The organism is Pseudomonas sp. MSSRFD41, assembly GCF_014230245.1.
GTDB lineage: Bacteria > Pseudomonadota > Gammaproteobacteria > Pseudomonadales > Pseudomonadaceae > Aquipseudomonas > Aquipseudomonas piscis.
Genome location: NZ_JACKZK010000002.1, coordinates 16495 through 36460 on the forward strand (window position 1 = coordinate 16495; position 19966 = coordinate 36460).

The following is a 19966-nucleotide window of genomic DNA, read 5'->3' on the forward strand; positions in this document are numbered from 1 at the left end:
ACCTCACAGGAAGCTATTCATGGACGAAATACGTTCAACCACGGCTACTCCCGAGATCGGCGGGGTTGCCCAACTGAGTCCCCAGGCGGCGAAAACCAAGGCGCGTATCGCCCTGGCCGTGATGCTGGTGCCGCTGTTCGGGACCTTCGAGGCCATCCGCCTGTGGGTTACCGGCCAGGTCCATGCCCTGGACTTCATCCTCTTCGGGGTGTTCTACGCGGTGCAGATGTTCGGGGTTTCCATGGGTTACCACCGTTACCTGGCGCACCGGGCGTTCAAGACCTCGCGGCTGATGAGCGGCTTGATGCTGATCGCCGGTTCGATGGCGGCCCAGGGGCCGATCCTGTTCTGGGTCACCACCCATCGGCGCCACCACACCTACAGCGACCAGCAGGGCGATCCGCATTCGCCCAACTTGCTGGGCGAGGACCGCTGGGGCCGGGCCAAGGGCCTGTGGCATGCGCACATGCCATGGATGCTGACCCCGGACATCTCCAGCTGGAACTACTTCGCCCCCGACATCCTGCGTGACCGGCGGCTGTTCTTCTACAACCAGACCTACCTGCTCTGGGTGGTCCTGGGCGTGCTGCTGCCCGGTGCGATCGGCGGCCTGGTCACCCGGAGCTGGGAGGGCGCCTGGAGCGGCCTGATCTTCGGTGGCCTGGCGCGGCTGTTCATCGCCAACCAGGCGGCCTGGTGCGTGGGCTCGATCTGCCATCGCTATGGCAGCCGGCCGTTCGTGACCCACGACCAGAGCACCAACAACTGGCTCATCGCGTTCCTCACCTTCGGCGAGGGGCTGCAAAACAATCACCACGCATTTCCTGCCTGGTACCGGCATGGCGTGCATTGGTGGGAGCCCGACCTGTCGGGCTGGACACTGGCGTTAATGGGCAAGCTGAGACTGGTCTCAGACCTGCGTTCACCCTCCCAGGCAATGATCGACAAGGTCCGTAAGCGTCAGGCCTCATCCTGAACAGCGGGATTCCCAGGTCGTACAACACCCCCCACTCATCAAGGAAGAAACCTATGTCCAACTTCATTTCCAATTTGCTGAGCACCTTGAGTTTTTCGGAGAAGAAACAGGCTCCGGTGGAACTCAACGAGGAAAACATCAAGCACTGGCTGGTGCAACGCATGGCGACCCTGCTGAAGATCGAACCATCGCAGGTCGATACCGCGCGCACCTTCGAGGCCTATGGCCTGGATTCATTGGTGGCGGTGAAGGTGGCGGGCGACCTGGAGAAGTTCATGGAACAACGCCTGTCGCCGGCGTTGCTGTTCGAATACTCCAGCATCGATGACCTGTCCAAATACCTGGCCAGTGAACTGACCACATCCGAAGTTTGACTTCGCAGGAGCTAGGCCATGGCCTTTGTACAGATGCCCACGCAAAAAACGGACAAATTCAACGAGCTGCTCCGACGTTCACAGGAGATCGAGGGCCTGCGTCTGACCGACGCCATTCCCAAGCACCTATATACGCCCCGCGTCTGGCGCGGGATGCTCAGCTTCGTCGTCAGCTATGCGCTCTATATCGGCGCGGTGGTGGCGGTCGCCCATGTGCACTGGGCTTTCTACCTGCCGCTGTGGCTGATTGCCGGCCTGGGGGGCTGGGGTCTGTTCTGCGTGGCCCACGATTGCGGGCACAACTCGTTTTCCCGCAGCCGCAGCTTCAACCACATCCTGGGGCACATCGCCTTGCTGCCCCTGCTGTACCCGTTCCACGGCTGGCGCCACATGCACAACATGCACCACGCCAACACCAACAACCTGGAGATGGACGTCGACTGGCGCCCGGTGCTGCGCGTGCAATACGACGCCATGCCCTGGTGGGACAAGCTGGTCTACAGCAGCACCCGCACCTGGCTGTTCTGGCTGGGGACGGTGAACTACCAGCGGCACTCGGGGTTCCGGCCGGAGATGTTCCCCAAGCTCGAGGCGCGCAACGAAGTGCGTCGTTCGATCCTGTTCATGGTCGTGGCCGCGGTGATCTACCTGCCGACCCTGGTGTACTTCACCGGTTTCACCGGGCTGTTCCTGTATTTCGTCGCCCCTTGGCTGGCGATCCACGCCTGGTTCAGCCTGACCACCATGATGCATCACATCAGTGACGAGACTCCGTTCCTGACCAAGGAGCACTGGAGCTTCAACAGCAGCCGCCTGCTGCTGACCACCGACTACATGTATCCGAAGTGGCTGCTGTTCCTGACCCATTACATCTCGGTGCACACCGCTCACCACGTGGCCCCGATCATTCCCCACTACAACCTGCCCGAGGCCCAGGCTGCACTGAAGTCCGCCTTCCCCGGGATGGTCCGGGAAAAACCCCTGACCGTGCAGGACGTCTGGCATGTGGCGCGCCATTGCCACCTGTACGATCCGGTCAATGGCTTCTACGAGTCCTTCGACCAGTCGCCGGGAACAGCCGACACCCGCACCGGCTACAGTGGCCCGATGACCATGAAGCAGCAGGCCCTGCGCAGCTACATGAGCGTGCTGGGCTCGCTGGCCCCCGATCGCGCCGGCGCCAGGGCCACCGACCTGTTCGGCTACACCCGCGAATACATCAAGCAGCCGGACAAGGAAATGAGCCCCCTAGGGGCCCAGCGCTTCCACATCAAGGGCATCCCCGGCGTTCCCCATGGCTACCAGTGGGGCACGGGCGAGGAGACCATCCTGCTGGTCCATGGCTGGGGCGCCGACAGCCGCAGCATGTACTCCTTCACCCGGGTACTGCAGCGCCAGGGCTTCAAGGTCGCGACCTTCGATGCACCGGCCCACGGCATCTCGCCGGGCTCGCTGAGCACCATGACCGAGTTCAAGGACGCAGTGAAAGCCGCCATCGTCGCCCTGGGTGACGTGGTGGGCATCGTCGCCCATTCCCTGGGCGGTATCGCCGCCACCGGCGCCCTGGCCGAGCTGGCCGAGACCCATCGGATCAAGGCCATGTGCCTCCTGGGCTCGCCGGCCAACCTGCCGGTGGTGATCGACCGCTGGGCCAACGGCTACCTGCAGCTCAAGCCGCAGATCGTCCAGGCCATGCACCGCGAACTGTGGAAGCGCAATGGCGTGCCGGTCCAGCACTGGGACATCCCGGCGCTGGGCAACGCCCTGCAACTGCCGATGCTGGTGCTGCACGACCAGGAGGACCCGACCGTACCGTTCTGCGAGGCGCAGCAGATCACCACGCTGATGCCGTGGGCCAAGCTGGAGCCGGTATCCGGCCTCGGCCATGTGCGGATCCTCTCCGATGCCGCGGTACTGGAGCAGGTGGCGCGGTTCCTCGCCGAGAACATCAAGGTGGCCGAAGTGGCCCAGGCCAGCGCATGAGAACGATATGACGACCTATGCTGAAAACGCTGTGGCCGAGTCCGGCCTTTGGATGTGCCTGATTTGCGGCTGGATCTACGATCAACGGCTGGGAGATCCGGATTCGGGGGTGCCTCCGGGCACCGCCTGGGACGACATCGCCGATGACTGGACCTGTCCTGAATGTGGCGTGGGCAAATTGGACTTCAACATGGTGAAGCTGTAACCCGACGCTTGAAATCTGTAGTCGATGAGGAAGGAAGATGGCGACTCAAGAACACCCGCCGGTGGTGGCCAGGGCCCGGCGCAGCAGTTTCAGGAAGGTGCTGTTCAAGGGCATCTACAACACGGTCCTGGGCGCGCTGCGCTGCAGTTTCTGGATTGAGTCGCGGCTTCTTCCGCAGCGGGCTGCGCAGCGGGCGCTGAAGATCTTCACCACGCCACAGCGGCTGCGCCAGCATTTCCCGCGGACGCTGCCCAGTGCCACGGTGCAGGACCTGGAAACCGGGGACGGGCGCTTGCGCTGCTTTCGCTGGACGCCTTCGCAGGTCCGGCGCCGGGTGGTACTGGTACATGGCTGGAGTGGTGCCAGTACCCAGTGGCAGTACTTGATCCCGCTATTGCTGGAGCAGGGCTGCGAAGTCTTGTCCTTCGACTGCATCGGCCATGGCGGCAGCGGTGGCCGGCAGGCGTCGCTGCCGACCTTCGTCAGCATGCTCGACCAGGTCCAGCAGCAGTTGGGCCCCTTCGATACCGTGATCGGTCATTCCCTGGGGGGCGCCGCAGCGGGCTACGCTTTGAGCACCGACATCGGCAAGGGTTTCCAGCGCGCGGTGCTGGTGGCGGCGCCGGCCGACATTGAAAACGTCGTCCGGCGTTTCGCGGCGTTCCTGTGGATCAACGACGACGTCAGGCAGCGCATGCAACGCCTGGTCGAGCAACGCTATCAGAAAGACATGGGCAGCCTGGCGGTCAGCCGTTACGGCCAACAGGTAGACATCCCGGTGCTGCTGGTCCATGACCAGCAGGACCAGGAGGTTCCGGCGGACGACCTGCAATCCTTCGCCCAGGGGTTGCGGCACCGGCAGGTCCTGCAGACCCGCGGGCTTGGTCATCTGAAAATTCTCAAGGACAGGGCGACCATGGGAGCCGTGGTCGATTTTGTCTGTGCAAAGGACGGCAACCTATGAGTGAAAGTTACGATGTGATCGTTATCGGCGCGGGCCCCGGTGGTTATGTAGCCGCGATCCGCGCGGCGCAACTGGGACTGAAGACGGTCTGTATCGAGCGCTACAAGGGCAAGGACGGCAAGACCGCCCTGGGTGGTACCTGCCTGAACGTAGGCTGCATTCCCTCCAAGGCGCTGCTCGACAGCTCCCATCACTACTACGAGGCGCGCCACGGCTTCGAGGTGCACGGCATCGGCATCGGCAACCCGCAGATGGACGTGGCGACGATGCTGGCCCGCAAGGACAACGTGGTACGCAACTTCAACGGCGGCATCGCCTCGCTGTTCAAGGCCAATGGCGTGGCGGTGCTGGAAGGCCACGGCAAGCTGCTGGCCAACAAGGAAGTGGAGGTCACTGCCGCCGACGGCAGCACCCAGCGCATCAGCGCCGAGCACGTCATCCTGGCCCCCGGTTCGCGGCCGATCGACATCCCGGCAGCGCCCCTGACCGGGGAGGTGATCGTCGACTCCACCGGCGCCCTGGAATTCACCAGCGTGCCCAAGCGCCTCGGGGTCATCGGCGCCGGGGTCATCGGCCTGGAGCTGGGTTCGGTCTGGGCCCGCCTGGGCGCCGAGGTGACGGTGCTCGAGGCCCTCGACAGCTTCCTGCCGGCAGTGGATGCGCAGATCGCCAAGGAGGCGCAGAAGATCCTCGGCAAGCAGGGCCTGGATATCCGCCTCGGCGCCCGGGTGACCGCTTCCGAGGTGCAAGGCGATAGCGTCAAGGTCAGCCTGACCGAGGCTGGCGAGGACAAGCAGCAGACCTTCGACCGGTTGATCGTCGCCGTTGGCCGGCGTCCCTTGACTACCGACCTGCTGGCCGCCGACAGCGGCGTGCAACTGGACGAACGTGGTTTCATCCATGTCGACGGCCAGTGCCAGACCAGCGTTCCCGGGGTGTATGCCATCGGTGACGTGGTGCGCGGGCCGATGCTGGCGCACAAGGCCTCGGAAGAGGGCGTGATGGTCGCCGAAAGCCTTGCCGGGCATTCGCATCCGCTCAACTACGAGCTGATTCCCTCAGTGATCTATACCCACCCGGAAATCGCCTGGGTCGGCCAGACCGAACAGGCGCTCAAGGCCGCGGGCGTCGAGCTGAACATCGGCACCTTCCCCTTCTCCGCCAGCAGCCGGGCCATGGCGGCCAACGACACTGCGGGGCTGGTCAAGGTGATCGCCGACGCTGGCACCGACCGGGTGCTGGGCGTGCATGTGATCGGGCCCGGCGCCGCAGAGCTGGTCCAGGAAGGCGCCATCGGCATGGAGTTCGGCACCAGCGCCGAAGACCTGGGGATGATGGTGTTCTCCCATCCGACCCTGTCCGAGGCCCTGCATGAGGCGGCGCTGTCGGTGAATGGCCACGCCATCCACATCGGCAACCGCAAGAAGAAACCGGCCGCCAGCGTTAACTAGCGAGCCGGGCCCGGCCCCGTGGTCAGCGGGGCCGGGACCTGTCAGCGCCGCCGCGTTTCAGCGGAAGAACGGCGCATCCCCGAGAATGGTCGCGCGCTGCATCACCCGGCGCTGTGGACGGTAGTCGTCCACGGCGTAGTGCTGGGTCACGCGGTTGTCCCAGAACGCCACGTCGTTTTCCTGCCAGCGCCAGCGAATGGTGAATTCCGGGCGCGTGGCGTGGGCGAACAGCAGCTTGAGAATGGCTTCGCTCTCACTGTCCGACAGTTCGTTGATCCGGGTGGTGAAGCCATCGTTGACGAACAGCGACTTGCGCCCGCTCACCGGGTGGGTGCGGATCACCGGGTGCGACAGCGGTGGGTTCTTGCGCCGGGTTTCTTCCCAGCGCGCCAGGTCCTCGGGGGTATTGCCGAAGCGCTCCAGGGGGAAGGACTTGATGAACTCGTGGGTGGCGGTCAGGCCTTGCAGCAGGTTCTTCATCGGTTCCGACAGCGCCTCGTAGGCAGCGATGCCGCTGGCCCACAGGGTGTCGCCGCCGAACTTGGGCAGCAGCTTGGCGCTGAGCACCGCGCCCAGTGCCGGGGTCGGCAGGAAGGTGACGTCGGTGTGCCAGATGGCGTTGTCGCGCACATCGGTCTCGGCGGTGTCGAGGATCAGCACTTCCGGCTGTTCCGGTACGTTGGGGTAGATCGGGTGGATATGCAGGTCACCGAAGTGGGCGGCGAAACGCGCCTGCTGCTGCGGGGTGATCGGCTGGTTGCGAAAGAACAGCACCTGATGCTCGAGCAGGGCCTGCTCGATGGCGTCGCGCTGTTTGTCGTCCAGCGGCTGGCTGATATCGATGCCGTCGATCTGCGCGCCGAGGGCGGAACTCAAGGGGGTGATGGTCAGGCTCATGCGGGTTCTCGTATGCGGCGCCGAACGGTCGGCGTGGTCGGATTCGGTTTTATCTGTATCGATCTGAATGTTGCTGGCTTCGTCCAAGGCTGCTCAGTGGCTCTGACCGTGCCAGGGCACCAGCTTGCGCTGCAGGGCCCGCAAGCCCATCTCCATGGCGAAGGCGATCACTGCGATCACCAGGATCCCCAGCACTACCACATCGGTGACCAGGAACTGTGCGGCGGACTGCACCATGAACCCAAGGCCGCTGGTGGCGGCGATCAGTTCGGCGGCCACCAGGGTCGACCAGCCCACGCCGAGGCCGATGCGGATTCCGGTGAGGATGTCCGGCAAGGCGCTGGGCAGGACCACATGGCGGATCAGCTGGACCCGGGTCGCCCCCAGGGACTGCGCCGCCCGCAGCTTGGCCGGGTCGACGGTGCGCACGCCGGTGGCGGTGGCGATGGCGATCGGGGCGAAGATCGCCAGGTAGATCAGCAGCACCTTGGACAGCTCGCCGATGCCGCACCAGATCACGATCAAGGGCAGGTAGGCCAAAGGCGGGATCGGCCGGTAGAACTCGATCAGCGGGTCCAGCACGCCCCGGGCGACGCGGCTGGCGCCGATGGCGATGCCCACCGGGATCGCCGTCAGCACCGCGAGGCTAAGGCCCAGGCCGATACGTTGCAGGCTCGCGGCCAGGTGCTGCCACAAGGTGGCGTCCATGTAGCCGCTGGTGGCCAGCAACCAGCCCTTTTGCACCACGGCCCCAGGCGAGGGCAGGAACAGCGGTTCCACCAGGCCGCTGGCGGTGACCGCCCACCACAGCGCCAGCAGGCCGACCAGGGTCAGCACGCTGATCCAGCGGGTGCTCAGGCTGCGCCGCGCCGCCAGTGGCCTGGAGTGGGCCTCGTGGCTGGCGGTGGCGGGAATCTCGTAGCTGCTCATGGGCGCTCCTGCTGCGGGCTGGTGCGTTGGGAGAACACCCGCGCCAGCACGTGCTCGCGGGTTTCGATGAAGCGTGGATCGGACTTGATCGCCCGGGCCGACTCGCCGGCGGCATACCGCTGGCCGAAGTCCAGGTGCAGGCGCTCGACGATCTGGCCTGGGTTGGGCGCCAGGAGAATCAGGTCGGTGGCCAGGAACACCGCTTCCTCGATGTCGTGGGTGATCAGGAACACTGGCTTGGCGGTGCGTCGCCAGACTTGCAGCAACAGTTCCTGCATCTGCTCGCGCGTGAAGGCGTCCAGGGCGCCGAAAGGCTCGTCCATCAGCAGCAGCCGTGGATCGGCGGCCAGGGCGCGAGCCAGGCCGACACGTTGCTTCTGGCCCCCGGAGAGCTGCCAGATGCGCCGCTTGTCGAAACCGGCCAGGTCCACCAGGGCGAGCATTTCCCGGGCCCGGGCTTCGCGCTTGTCGCGGGCCACGCCAGCCAGTTCGAGGCCGAAGGCGACGTTGGCCAGCACGTCCTGCCAGGGCAGCAGGGCATCGTCCTGGAACACCACGCCACGCTCGGCGCCGGGCCCTTGCACCGGCACGCCATCGAGGCTGATGCGCCCGGCGCTGGGCTCGACGAAACCGGCGATCAGGTTGAGCAGCGAAGTCTTGCCGCTGCCGGAGGGCCCCAGGGCGACCAGCAGTTGCTGTGGCCCCAGGGTCAGGGAGATATCGGCCAGCACCGCTTCGGCGGCGCCGGGGTACTGTGCGCTGATGCGCTCCAGTTGTAGCAAAGCCATGACGGCTGTCTCCTTTGCGAACGCGCAGCCTCAGTTGCTGATGAACCGGGCGCTGACGTAGGGGGCGTAGTCCGGCAGCACGGCTTCGACCTTGCCTTGTTCCTTGAGGAATACCGCGGTGTCGGTGATGGCCTTGGTGGTCGGCGCGCCGAGGCTTGCGACCTGGTCGGCAGCCAGCGGGTAGACGTTGCCTTGCAGCAGCAGGGGGATGTCGCTGGCCTTGGCTCCGGAGAGCTTCACCAGCTTGTCGATGTTGCCCTGGTTGGCCAGCCAGGCCTGCGGGTCCTTGCGGTAGTCGGCGTAGGCATCCAGGGTCACCTTGGCGAAAGCGCTGACGATTTCCGGGTGCTTCTGGGCGAAATCCTTGCGCACGATCCAGGCGTCGAAGGTCGGCGCGCCGAATTTGGCCAGCTCGCCCGAGGTGATCAGCACCTTGCCGTTTTCCTTGGCCACGCCCAGGGCCGGGTCCCAGACGTAGGTGGCGTCGATGTCGCCGCGCTTCCAGGCGGCGATGATCGCCGGCGGCGCCAGGTTGAGTACCTGGACCTTGGCCGGGTCGATGTTCCAGTGCTTGAGCGCCGCCAGCAGGCTGTAGTGGCCGGTGGAGACGAAGGGCACGGCAATCTTCTTGCCCACCAGGTCCTGGGGGGTGTTGATCCCGGAGCCGTCGCGAGCCACCAGGGCCTCGGCGGCGCCGATCTGGGTGGCGATCAGGAAGGTTTCCACCGGCACCTTGCGGGTGACGGCTGCGGTCAGGGGGCTGGAGCCCAGGTAGCCGATCTGTACGTCACCGGAGGCGATGGCGGCAATGATGTCGGCGCCGTTGTCGAACTTGCGCCAGTCGATGCTGGCCTTGGTGGCTTTTTCGTAGCGACCGTCGGCCTGGGCGACCTTGGCCGGGTCGACGGTGGTCTGGTAGGCGACGGTGAGATCGGCCGCCTGGGCAAGGAAACTCGCTGCGGCCAGGGAGGCGGCCGCCAGGAGGCGAAGGGGGAAATGCAGTTTCACGATAAAGCTCCTCATAGGCGGCCGTTGATCGGCGTGGGAGGAGCCTAAATGATCTAAGAATTATAAAATAAATAACGTTTTAGAATTAGCTTAGAAAGAGAGAACGAGTTGAAGAGGGGAAGCACGGGCAAGTCGGATCGTCGCCCGCTCGCTCCTACAGGACGGTGCCGTGTAGGAGCGAAGCTTGCTCGCGATGCATGCAGCGCGGTGTATCTATCAGTTGCTGATGGCCAGGATGCTGGCCTGGTAGGCGCCGACGAAGACGTCGAAATCGCCCACTTCGTTCTGTTCCAGTTCGGCCTGCTGTTCCAGGGACTTGCGCGCCGCGTCTTCGAACGCTGCCTGATCTTCCTTGGCCAGGGCCTGGCTACGGAAATGCTCGGCGTGGGCCAGGCTCTGGCGCAGGGAGAACTGGCTGAAGCTCTCCTTGTGCTCGGTCATGGCCGCCAGGACCTGGGCCGATGGCGTCAGGGACGAGTCCTTGACCTTGGCCAGCTGGGCGTCCAGCGCCTTGCTGTGTTCATCGCTGCCGTGGCTCTGGTCCAGCAGGGCGGCCAGCGGGGCGATGTTCTCCAGCAGCTCGGCGGCCCATTCCTTCATGTCCACCGCTTGCCCGCGGCGTTGCAGCTGCAGGCCAGGGCGCCGGCCTTCCTTGACCACGCTGAGGAAGTTCGAGGTGGCGTTGCCGCATTCGGTGCTTTCCAGCAGCGGGCTGTCGTTGAGGGCGCAGTACAGCAGGAAGGCGTCGAGGAAGCGGGCTTCCTGCACGTCGATGCCCAGGGGCAGGAACGGGTTGATGTCCAGGCAGCGCACTTCCACGTACTGCACGCCCCGGGCCATCAGGGCCTGGATCGGCCGCTCGCCGGTATAGGTCACGCGCTTGGGACGGATGTTGGAGTAGTACTCGTTCTCGATCTGCAGGATGTTGGTGTTCAGCTGGACCCACTCACCATCCTTGTGGGTGCCGACTTCCACGTAGGGCGCATAGGGCGTGGCCACCGCCTTGCGCAGGCTGTCGGTGTAGCTGTTCAGGTCGTTGTAGCAAGGGGTCAGGCCGGCCTGGGCCTTGCTCTGGTAGCCCAGGTCGCTCATGCGCAGGCTGGTGGCATAGGGCAGGTACAGGGTCTGGGCGTCGAACTGCTCCAGCTGGTGCGAGCGGTCCCGCAGGAAACCCGCATCCAGGGCCGGCGAGGCGCCGAACAGGTACATCAGCAACCAGCTGTAGCGGCGGAAATTGCGGATCAGGGCGATATAGGCGGCGGACTGGTAGTCACGGTCGGTGCCGACGAAGCCCTCGGCTTCCCTGAGCAGCGGCCAGAGTTGTTCCGGCAGGGAGAAGTTGTAGTGGATACCGGCGATGCACTGCATGGTCTTGCCGTAGCGCAGGGCCAGGCCCTTGCGGTAGACGTACTTGAGCTGGCCGATATTGGAGGTGCCGTAGTAGGCGATCGGGATGTCTTCCTCGGCCGGCAACGGGCACGGCATCGATGGACTCCACAGGTACTCGTTGCCGAGCTTGCTGTAGGCGAAGCGATGGATCTTGTCGAGGCTGGCCAGGGTGTCCGCCGGGTCCTTGAGGGCCGGGGTGATGAACTCCAGCAGCGACTCGGAATAGTCGGTGGTGATCTGTTCGTTGGTCAGCGCGGAACCCAGTTCTTCCGGATGCGGGGTCTGGGCCAGGCGGCCTTCGCCGGTGACCCGCAGGCATTCACGTTCGATGCCGTGCAGGCACTGCTCGAGCAGGGAAAGGTTAGCGCGCTCGCCGAGCAGGGCCAGGCGGCGGTTGAGAAGTTCGCTCAAGTTGGATTCCTTCACGCGTCAGTCGCCCCAATATGGGGGTGGGCAGGACGGTCTACAAGGGTGGAGTTAAAACTGGCGTTTTCGCCTGGTTCCTGAGTCAAGCCGACTCACCTGAAAACGCCAGTGCTCCGTCCCTGAATCTGGCTCTAGCGTGGGCAGGAAAACCCCGACGCCGCTTTCGCAGCGCCGAAATTAACCCAATTCGATGACGGGCAGCTATAGGACCGCGAAGGTGCCTTGCGCTTTTGCGACCAGTTTTTCGCCCTGGATCACATCTGCCTCGACCACCAGGGTACGGCGGCCGGGATGGATCACCCGGGCCCGGCACAGCACCTCACCTTCGGCGACGGCGCGGATGTAGTTGATCTTGCACTCGATGGTGGCGCTCTGCTGGTCGAAGCCATGGGTACTGGAGCAGGCCAGGCCCATGGCGATGTCCACCAGGCTGAAGATCGCCCCGCCGTGGAGCTTTTGCCCGCGATTGCGCAATTGCGGGGTCAGCTCCAGGGCCACATCCGCCTCGCCGACCTCCAGGCGTTGCAGGCGGCAGCCGAGCAGTTGGCTGAAGGCGCTTTCGGTGAGGTTGGCTGGAACCTCCATCAGCGTTTCTTCAACTGCTTGGCGTTGGCGAACAGCGAGGCCATGGCGTTATTGGCCGGCGCCGCGGTGGCGGTTTCCTTGCGTGGGGCATTGCCCTGGGAAGGGCGCGGGCTCGCCCCCGGACGGCTGCCGCGGGCGCCATCGATCTTCTCGCCGGGGGTGTCGCTCATGCGCATCGACAGGCCCACGCGCTTGCGCGGGATATCCACTTCCATGACCTTGACCTTGACCACGTCGCCGGCCTTCACCGCTTCACGCGGGTCCTTGATGAACTTCTCCGACAGCGCCGAGATGTGCACCAGGCCGTCTTGGTGCACGCCGATGTCGACGAAGGCACCGAAGTTGGTGACGTTGGTCACCACGCCTTCGAGGATCATCCCCAGTTGCAGGTCCTTGAGGTCCTCGACGCCTTCCTGGAACTCGGCGGTCTTGAACTCGGGGCGCGGGTCGCGGCCGGGTTTGTCCAGTTCCTGGAGGATGTCGGTGACGGTGGGCAGGCCGAAGGTCTCGTCGGTGAACTTCGATGGGTCCAGGCGCTTGAGGAAGCCGCTGTCGCCGATCAGCGAGCGGATATCACGGCCGGTGTCGGCGGCGATGCGTTGCACCAGCGGATAGGCTTCCGGGTGCACCGCCGAGGCGTCCAGCGGGTTGTCGCCGTTCATCACGCGCAGGAAGCCGGCGGCCTGCTCGAAGGTCTTTTCACCCAGGCGGGCGACTTTCTTCAGGGCGGCGCGGGTCTTGAAGGCGCCGTGTTCGTCGCGGTGGCTGACGATGTTCTGCGCCAGGGTCGCGTTGAGGCCGGAGATCCGCGCCAGCAGGGCCACGGAGGCGGTGTTGACGTCGACGCCCACGGCGTTCACGCAGTCTTCTACTACCGCGTCCAGGCCACGGGCCAGTTTCAGCTGCGAGACGTCGTGCTGGTACTGGCCGACACCGATGGACTTCGGATCGATCTTCACCAGCTCCGCCAGCGGATCCTGCAGGCGGCGGGCGATGGACACCGCGCCACGGATCGACACGTCCAGGTCCGGGAATTCCTTGGCCGCCAGTTCCGAGGCCGAGTACACCGAGGCGCCGGCTTCGGAGACCATGACCTTGGTCAGGCGCATGGCGGGGTATTTCTTGATCAGCTCGGCGGCCAGCTTGTCGGTCTCGCGGCTGGCGGTGCCGTTGCCGATGGCGATCAGGTCCACCGAGTGCTTGGCGCACAGGGCGGCCAGGGTGGCGATGGTCTGGTCCCACTTGTTGTGCGGTACGTGGGGGTAGACGGTGGCGTGGTCCAGCAGCTTGCCGGTGGCGTCCACTACCGCCACCTTGCAGCCGGTGCGCAGGCCCGGATCCAGGCCCAGGGTGGCGCGCGGGCCGGCCGGGGCGGCCAGCAGCAGGTCGTGCAGGTTGTGGGCGAAGACGTTGATCGCCTCGGTCTCGGCGCCGTCGCGCAGCTCGCCCAAGAGGTCGGTCTCCAGGTGGGTGTAGAGCTTGACCTTCCAGGTCCAGCGCACCACTTCGCCGAGCCACTTGTCGGCCGGGCGGTTCTGGTTCTGGATGCCCACGTGCTGGCCGATCATGGCCTCGCACGGGTGCAGGGTGCCTGGCAGCTCGTCGCCGACCTTCAGCGCGGAGCTGAGGATGCCTTCGTTGCGCCCGCGGAAGATCGCCAGGGCGCGGTGCGATGGCATGCTCTTGAGCGGTTCGTCGTGTTCGAAGTAGTCGCGGAACTTCGCGCCCTCTTCTTCCTTGCCTGCCACCACGCGCGCGCTGAGGGTGGCTTCCTGCTTGAGGAAGTTGCGCAGCTTGTCCAGCAGGCCGGCGTCTTCGGCGAAGCGCTCCATGAGGATGTACTTGGCGCCTTCCAGGGCGGCCTTGATGTCGGCCACGCCTTTTTGTGCATCGACGAAGCGTGCGGCTTCGGCTTCCGGAGCCAGGCTCGGGTCGTTGAACAGGCCATCGGCCAGCGCGCCGAGGCCGGCTTCCAGGGCGATCTGGCCCTTGGTGCGGCGCTTCTGCTTGTACGGCAGGTAGAGGTCTTCGAGGCGGGTCTTGGTGTCGGCCAGCTTGATTTCGCGAGCCAGTTCCGGGGTCAGCTTGCCCTGTTCCTCGATGCTGGCCAGGATGCTGGCGCGGCGCTCGTCGAGTTCGCGCAGGTAGCGCAGGCGATCTTCCAGATGACGCAGCTGGGTGTCATCGAGGCTGCCGGTGACTTCTTTGCGGTAACGGGCGATGAAGGGCACGGTGGAGCCTTCATCCAATAGGGCGACGGCCGCTTCGACCTGTTGTGGGCGTACGCCGAGTTCCTCGGCAATGCGGCTGTTGATGCTGTCCATAAAACCACCTGGCAAATGTGTGAAAGCAGGCTCGCGGGTACGACGAAAAAGCCCGGCGAGTCTGGTTGAGCGGCCTGGTACGCGCCGCCACCTGGATCAAAAGGCTGGCTGTTGACCCGTGAAATCGTGGAAATACTGCCGGTCGTGGCAAAAAAACAAAGCGACCGCTGGGTACTGATCAAGGGGTGCCCGACACAAAAGGCGGCGCATTATACCCAGCTGCGAAGCGATCGCCGACCTCGGGCCGACAGCGGGTTTGCTGGCTATGGAGGAAAAATCTGCTAACAATGCACACGGTGCGCATAGCGGCAGCTACGCCATAATGCGCACCGAGATTAGAGGAGCATCCAATGAGCAGCACTGCACACACTGCTGAAGGCGAAAAAATTCTTATTGTTGACGATGACCCGGGGCTGAGCAGCCTGCTGGAGCGTTTCTTCGTCAGCAAGGGCTACCGTGCCCGCGCGGTCCCGAACACCGAGCAGATGGACCGCCTGCTGGGGCGTGAAGTGTTCAACCTGGTCGTCCTCGACCTGATGCTGCCTGGCGAGGATGGCCTGACCGCCTGCCGCCGCCTGCGTGGCGCGAACAACCAGATCCCGATCATCATGCTCACCGCCAAGGGTGACGAATTAAGCCGTATCAAGGGCCTGGAGCTGGGCGCCGACGACTATTTGGCCAAGCCGTTCAACCCCGACGAGCTGATGGCCCGGGTCAAAGCCGTGCTGCGTCGCCAATCGGCACCTGTCCCTGGTGCCCCGGGCAGCGAAGACGAAAGCGTGACCTTCGGTGACTACGAGCTGTCCCTGGCCACCCGCGAGCTCAAGCGCGGCGACGAGGTGCACATGCTCACCACCGGCGAGTTTGCGGTACTCAAGGCGCTGGTGATGAACGCGCGCCAGCCGCTGACCCGCGACAAGCTGATGAACCTGGCCCGTGGCCGCGAGTGGGACGCCCTGGAGCGCTCCATCGACGTGCAGATCTCCCGCCTGCGCCGGATGATCGAGCCCGATCCTTCCAAGCCACGTTATATCCAGACCGTCTGGGGCGTGGGTTATGTGTTCGTGCCGGATGGCACCGCAACCAAGTGATCGGTGATTTGTAGGAGCGAGCGCCCGGGCCCTGGTCCGGGCGTTCGCATTCCGCAACGCTGCGAGCGCGACTCGCTCCTGCAAAGTGTGTATTGCTGTCATGAAAACCCCCCTGTGGTTCCCCCAGAGTTTCTTCTCCCGCACCCTGTGGCTGGTGCTGATCGTGGTGCTGTTCTCCAAGGCATTGACCCTGGTTTATCTGCTGATGAACGAGGACGTGCTGGTGGACCGGCAGTACAGCCATGGCGTGGCCCTCACCCTGCGCGCCTATTGGGCCGCGGATGAATCCAACCGCGACCAGATCGCCGAGGCCGCCGGCCTGATCAAGGTGATCGGCAGCGGCGTGCCGGCCGGTGAACAGCATTGGCCGTACAGTGAGATCTACCAGCGGCAGATGCAGGCCGAACTGGGGGCCGACACCGAGGTGCGGCTACGCATGCATGCGCCGCCGGCGCTTTGGGTGCGAGCGCCGAGCCTGGGCGATGGCTGGCTCAAGGTGCCGCTGTATCCACACCCGTTGCGTGGGCAGAAGATCTGGAGCGTGCTGGGCTGGTTCCTGGCCATCGGCTTGCTGTCCACCGCGTCGGCATGGATTTTCGTCAGCCAGCTCAACCAGCCGCTCAAGCGCCTGGTCTATGCCGCCCGACAACTGGGCCAGGGACGTAGCGTGCGCTTGCCCATCAGCGACACCCCGAGCGAGATGACCGAGGTGTACCGCGCCTTCAACCAGATGGCCGAGGATGTGGAACAGGCCGGGCGCGAGCGCGAACTGATGCTGGCCGGGGTCTCCCATGACTTGCGTACGCCACTGACCCGCTTGCGCCTGTCACTGGAATTGATGGGCGATCACACCGAACTGACCGACGACATGGTGCGCGACATCGAGGACATGGACTCCATTCTCGACCAGTTCCTGGCGTTCATCCGCGATGGCCGCGACGAGTCGGTGGAGGAGGTGGACCTGAACGACCTGGTGCGGGAAGTGGCGGCGCCCTACAACCAGAGCCAGGAGCGAGTGCGCCTGCACCTGGAGCCGATCCAGCCGTTCCCCCTGCGTCGGGTCTCGATGAAGCGCCTGCTCAACAACCTGATCGGCAACGCCCTGAACCATGCCGGGACGGATGTGGAGGTTGCCGCTCACCTGTCTGGCGACGTCAGCGCGCCCTATGTGGTGCTGAGCGTGATGGACCGTGGCACGGGGATCGATCCTTCGGAGCTGGAGGCGATCTTCAACCCCTTCACCCGTGGCGACCGTGCCCGGGGTGGCAAGGGCACTGGCCTGGGGCTGGCCATCGTCAAGCGGATCGCCGCCATGCATGGCGGTAACGTCGAACTGCGCAACCGCCCGGACGGCGGGCTGGAGGCACGGGTAAGGCTGCCGCTGGGCCTGTTGTTGCCACGTGATGCGGATTAGCGGCGGCGGCCAGTTTCAAGCGGCAAGCTCTGCCGCTTGAAGCTCGCCGCTTGTAGCGGCCTTTATCCTTTGCCCTTGGTGCGGGTCATGTTCGGCCCGCCGTTCTTCTCGATGTGCTCGATGATGATCCCCGCCACGTTCTTGCCGGTAGTGGTCTCGATGCCTTCCAGGCCCGGGGAGGAGTTGACCTCCATCACCAGCGGCCCGTGATTGGAGCGCAGGATGTCCACCCCGGCCACGCTCAGGCCCATGACCTTGGCCGCCCGCAGTGCGGTCATGCGTTCTTCCGGGGTGATCTTGATCAGGCTGGCACTGCCGCCACGGTGCAGGTTGGAGCGGAATTCCCCGGGCTTGGCCTGGCGCTTCATGGCCGCGATCACCTTGTCGCCCACCACGAAGCAGCGGATGTCGGCACCGCCGGCTTCCTTGATGTACTCCTGGACCATGATGTTCTGCTTCAGGCCCATGAACGCCTCGATCACCGACTCCGCGGCGGTGGCGGTTTCGCACAGCACCACGCCGATGCCCTGGGTGCCTTCCAGCACCTTGATCACCAACGGGGCGCCGTTGACCATCTCGATCAGGTCGGGAATGTCGTCCGGGGAGTGGGCGAAACCGGTCACCGGCAGGCCGATGCCGCGCCGCGACAGCAGTTGCAGCGAGCGCAGCTTGTCCCGGGAACGGGCGATGGCCACCGACTCGTTGAGGGGGAATACCCCCATCATTTCGAACTGGCGCAACACCGCGCAGCCATAGAAGGTCACCGAGGCGCCGATTCGCGGGATCACCGCGTCGAAACCCTCCAGGGGTTTGCCGCGATAGTGGATCTGCGGCTTGTGGCTGGCGATGTTCATGTAGGCGCGCAGGGTATCGATCACTACCATTTCATGGCCACGCTCAGCGCCGGCTTCGACCAGGCGGCGAGTGGAATACAGACGCGGATTGCGCGACAGCACGGCGATCTTCATGCAACACCTGTGGCAGAGGTAGTGGATACCGGGAATACCGGTTTGTCTTGTACGTATTTGAGGCCGGGATTGACTACAAGTTGGCCATCGACCAGGGCCTTGGAGCCCAGCAGCAACCGATAGCGCATGGCCTTGCGGCAGGCGAGGGTGAACTCCACACGCCACACATGATCGCCCAGGGCCAGGGTGGTGCTGATCACATAGCGGACCTGGGCCTGGCCGTTGGAGCTCTTGATGGTCTTCATCGCCACCAATGGCGCTTCGCAGCGCCGGTGGCGCAATTGCACCACGCTGCCCAGATGCGCGTTGAAGCGCACCCACGGCTGGCCGTCGCGCTCGAACGGCTCGATCTCGGTGGCATGCAGGCTGGAGGTGCTGGCGCCGGTGTCGATCTTGGCGCGCAAGCCGGCCACTCCCAGATCGGGAAGCGCCACCCACTCGCGTAGACCGACAACGGTCAAATGATCAAAGGTCTTCAATAAAGGAACATCCGTAATGGGTCTTTCCGGACCAGGGTTCTGATACAGGCCGGGTGTCGGGTCGAGCCTGCGCCAGGTGGACTCCATGCTTGCCGGGGGGCATGCCGAGCGCTGCTGGCGAGCCTTCTCGGCGACGACTCTAACTGCCGACTCCGCATACATTGTGACAATCTCCCGGACGTTCGCCCGGCCTGTCCCGGGTCTTGTTCCGAGACCGCGGTATTCACGCAGAATCGGCGGCAAATGGCGATAGCTATCTCCATGACGATCCCTCGTGCAACCTGAGGTATTTTAGGTGAGCGGTCAGGTTTTCGAGAGCTCGTCCGCGAGTTGTACCGTTGCGACATTTTTCATCGAGAGGAATCACCGTGGCGCAAAAGCAGCAGGAAGAAGAGGACAAGGTACGCCTGGACAAGTGGCTTTGGGCTGCACGCTTCTACAAGACCCGGGCCCTGGCCAAGGCGGCCATTGAAAGCGGCAAGGTGCATCACCGTGGCGAGCGCTGCAAACCGGGCAAGGAGCCACGGGTTGGCGACGAATATGAGGTCCGTACCGGTTTCGACGAGCGCACGGTCGTGGTCCAGGCGTTGTCCATCGTGCGTCGTGGCGCCCCCGAGGCGCAGACGCTCTATGTCGAGACCCCGGCCAGCATCGCCAAGCGCGAGACTGCCGCAGCCCAGCGCAAGGCGGGCGCCCTGGGCGTGAGTACCGAGGGCAAGCCCACCAAGAAACAGCGTCGGGACCTGTTCAAGTTCCATGGCGGCAGCCATGAATGATGGCAGGCGAGGGAACCCGCCCAGGCTGCCCTCGCCTTAGCGGCTGGCTCAGCGCAGCAGGCTGCTGGCGCGGACCACGCTCATGCGCGACAGCACCGGCATCCGGCTCATCAGGTTGAACAGCGGATGGCTCAGGCGCAGCAGGAAGTTCGACATCCGTGCCGCGTAGGGGGTGTAGTAGCCCCAGCCGAGGGCCAGTACGGCCAGCAGCACGCCGCCGATGTAGTCGTCCTGGCCCCAATGGGCCCCGGCGACCAGGCGCGGCAGCATGAACAGCAGGGTCAGGCCCCAGACCACCAGGAACTGGCCGACGCTGCGGCTGAACACTCCCATGAACAGGCCCCAGATCAGCAATACCGAGGCATGGTCGCCAGGAAAGCTCTGGCTGGAGCGGTCCTTGAGTTCCCAGGTCTTTTCCCAGCCCGGGAAGTAATCGCTCATGTGCACGGCGCCTTCGAGCACCATGGATGGGCTGTTGTGCTGCCAGTTCATCACGGCCACCAACTTGGAAAACAGCGCGCGAATCACCACCATCAGGATCAGGATCGACAGGAAACCGAAGAAGGCGCGACGTACGTCCACCGCCTTGAAGACCCAGTCACCGCGAATCAGCAGGCCGAGCATGATCAGGCCCACCACCACGTCGAACGGCCGCAGGCTGGCCACGGCCCAGATATGCAGCCAGGTAGAGTTGTTGGCGAGGGGAGCGTTGAGCAGGTGAAACAGCCACTCGTCGAACATCGTGCAAAGCATCTGCCCGGTGGGCCACAACCAGAAACCCAGCAGGGCCAAAGGGAGTACATTGCACAGAGCCAGCTTGCCGAGGTTCCACCTTGCTTGGAACAAACCCGGATTGTTCATAAAATATCTCCAATCACCGCAAAAACTGCACCTTCATGGTGCAAAACCGGAATTTTCGGTGCTTGTAACCTTTTTGT

Annotated in this window: 19 protein-coding genes; 9 read left to right on the forward strand and 10 right to left on the reverse strand. The window is 64.5% G+C overall.

All coding sequences use genetic code 11. From position 1 onward, the window contains the following. Window positions 1-19: 19 nt before the first annotated feature. From H7A76_RS03760 to lpdA, 6 genes are read left to right on the forward strand one after another with little or no spacing between them, the layout of a single operon-like run. Window positions 20-976, forward strand: coding sequence for an acyl-CoA desaturase (locus tag H7A76_RS03760; RefSeq protein ID WP_185697269.1), 957 nt, complete (start codon window positions 20-22; stop codon window positions 974-976). 53 nt (window positions 977-1029) lie between these two features. Next, complete coding sequence (locus tag H7A76_RS03765) at window positions 1030-1350, forward strand: acyl carrier protein (RefSeq protein ID WP_022644195.1); 321 nt, start codon at window positions 1030-1032, stop codon at window positions 1348-1350. An 18-nt stretch (window positions 1351-1368) separates the two neighbouring features. Further along, the gene (locus tag H7A76_RS03770) at window positions 1369-3333 is read left to right on the forward strand and encodes an alpha/beta fold hydrolase (RefSeq protein ID WP_185697270.1); all 1965 of its coding nucleotides are present in this window, start codon (window positions 1369-1371) and stop codon (window positions 3331-3333) included. Window positions 3334-3340: 7 nt separating this feature from the next. Further along, window positions 3341-3538 carry a rubredoxin gene (locus H7A76_RS03775; protein WP_022644198.1) on the forward strand — a complete coding sequence of 66 codons (198 nt, stop codon included), beginning with the start codon at window positions 3341-3343 and terminating at the stop codon, window positions 3536-3538. Between the two features lie 37 nt (window positions 3539-3575). Continuing rightward, entirely contained in the window at window positions 3576-4502 is a 927-nt protein-coding gene (locus H7A76_RS03780) for an alpha/beta hydrolase (protein WP_185697271.1), read from the forward strand. Next, on the forward strand, window positions 4499-5953 hold the full coding sequence (lpdA, locus tag H7A76_RS03785; protein ID WP_185697272.1) for a dihydrolipoyl dehydrogenase: 1455 nt from the start codon (window positions 4499-4501) through the stop codon (window positions 5951-5953). The genes H7A76_RS03780 and lpdA overlap by 4 nt, the downstream gene beginning before the upstream one ends. A 57-nt stretch (window positions 5954-6010) precedes the next feature. Here lpdA and tauD read toward each other — a convergent pair whose 3' ends face one another. The 7 genes from tauD to H7A76_RS03820 all read right to left on the reverse strand — a co-directional run bounded on the left by tauD (window position 6011) and on the right by H7A76_RS03820 (window position 14300). Next, window positions 6011-6850 carry a taurine dioxygenase gene (tauD, locus tag H7A76_RS03790; RefSeq protein WP_185697273.1) on the reverse strand — a complete coding sequence of 280 codons (840 nt, stop codon included), beginning with the start codon at window positions 6848-6850 and terminating at the stop codon, window positions 6011-6013. A 93-nt stretch (window positions 6851-6943) separates the two neighbouring features. Next, complete coding sequence (tauC, locus tag H7A76_RS03795) at window positions 6944-7780, reverse strand: taurine ABC transporter permease TauC (RefSeq protein ID WP_185697274.1); 837 nt, start codon at window positions 7778-7780, stop codon at window positions 6944-6946. Beyond that, window positions 7777-8568, reverse strand: coding sequence for a taurine ABC transporter ATP-binding subunit (tauB, locus tag H7A76_RS03800; RefSeq protein ID WP_185697275.1), 792 nt, complete (start codon window positions 8566-8568; stop codon window positions 7777-7779). The genes tauC and tauB overlap by 4 nt, the downstream gene beginning before the upstream one ends. Before the next feature lie 30 nt (window positions 8569-8598). Then, window positions 8599-9576, reverse strand: a complete 978-nt coding sequence (tauA, locus tag H7A76_RS03805; RefSeq protein WP_185697276.1) for a taurine ABC transporter substrate-binding protein — start codon at window positions 9574-9576, stop codon at window positions 8599-8601. A gap of 216 nt (window positions 9577-9792) precedes the next feature. Then, complete coding sequence (gshA, locus tag H7A76_RS03810; RefSeq protein ID WP_185697277.1) at window positions 9793-11376, reverse strand: glutamate--cysteine ligase; 1584 nt, start codon at window positions 11374-11376, stop codon at window positions 9793-9795. Window positions 11377-11592: 216 nt separating this feature from the next. After that, window positions 11593-11976, reverse strand: coding sequence for a PaaI family thioesterase (locus H7A76_RS03815; protein ID WP_185697278.1), 384 nt, complete (start codon window positions 11974-11976; stop codon window positions 11593-11595). Then, window positions 11976-14300: a Tex family protein gene (locus H7A76_RS03820; protein ID WP_185697279.1), complete on the reverse strand. Its 2325-nt coding sequence runs from the start codon at window positions 14298-14300 to the stop codon at window positions 11976-11978. The genes H7A76_RS03815 and H7A76_RS03820 overlap by 1 nt, the downstream gene beginning before the upstream one ends. A 350-nt stretch (window positions 14301-14650) precedes the next feature. On the opposite strand from H7A76_RS03820, the gene ompR reads away from it, so the two are divergent. Together ompR and H7A76_RS03830 are read left to right on the forward strand one after the other, a co-directional pair. Then, window positions 14651-15391 (forward strand): two-component system response regulator OmpR, encoded by a 741-nt coding sequence (gene ompR / locus H7A76_RS03825; protein ID WP_185697280.1) that lies wholly within the window; start codon window positions 14651-14653, stop codon window positions 15389-15391. Between the two features lie 100 nt (window positions 15392-15491). Further along, a complete protein-coding gene (locus tag H7A76_RS03830; RefSeq protein ID WP_185697281.1) occupies window positions 15492-16805 on the forward strand; it encodes an ATP-binding protein in 1314 nt (437 codons plus the stop codon). A gap of 62 nt (window positions 16806-16867) precedes the next feature. Here H7A76_RS03830 and rimK read toward each other — a convergent pair whose 3' ends face one another. Beyond that, window positions 16868-17773: a 30S ribosomal protein S6--L-glutamate ligase gene (rimK, locus tag H7A76_RS03835; RefSeq protein WP_185697282.1), complete on the reverse strand. Its 906-nt coding sequence runs from the start codon at window positions 17771-17773 to the stop codon at window positions 16868-16870. Further along, window positions 17770-18252, reverse strand: coding sequence for an ATP-dependent zinc protease (locus H7A76_RS03840; protein WP_185697283.1), 483 nt, complete (start codon window positions 18250-18252; stop codon window positions 17770-17772). Before H7A76_RS03840 ends, rimK begins: the two co-directional genes overlap by 4 nt. A gap of 368 nt (window positions 18253-18620) precedes the next feature. On the opposite strand from H7A76_RS03840, the gene H7A76_RS03845 reads away from it, so the two are divergent. After that, a complete protein-coding gene (locus tag H7A76_RS03845) occupies window positions 18621-19028 on the forward strand; it encodes an RNA-binding S4 domain-containing protein (protein ID WP_185697284.1) in 408 nt (135 codons plus the stop codon). 48 nt (window positions 19029-19076) lie between these two features. On the opposite strand, the gene H7A76_RS03850 is transcribed toward H7A76_RS03845, so the two are convergent. Continuing rightward, window positions 19077-19889 carry a phosphatase PAP2 family protein gene (locus H7A76_RS03850; protein WP_185697285.1) on the reverse strand — a complete coding sequence of 271 codons (813 nt, stop codon included), beginning with the start codon at window positions 19887-19889 and terminating at the stop codon, window positions 19077-19079. Window positions 19890-19966: the final 77 nt, after the last annotated feature.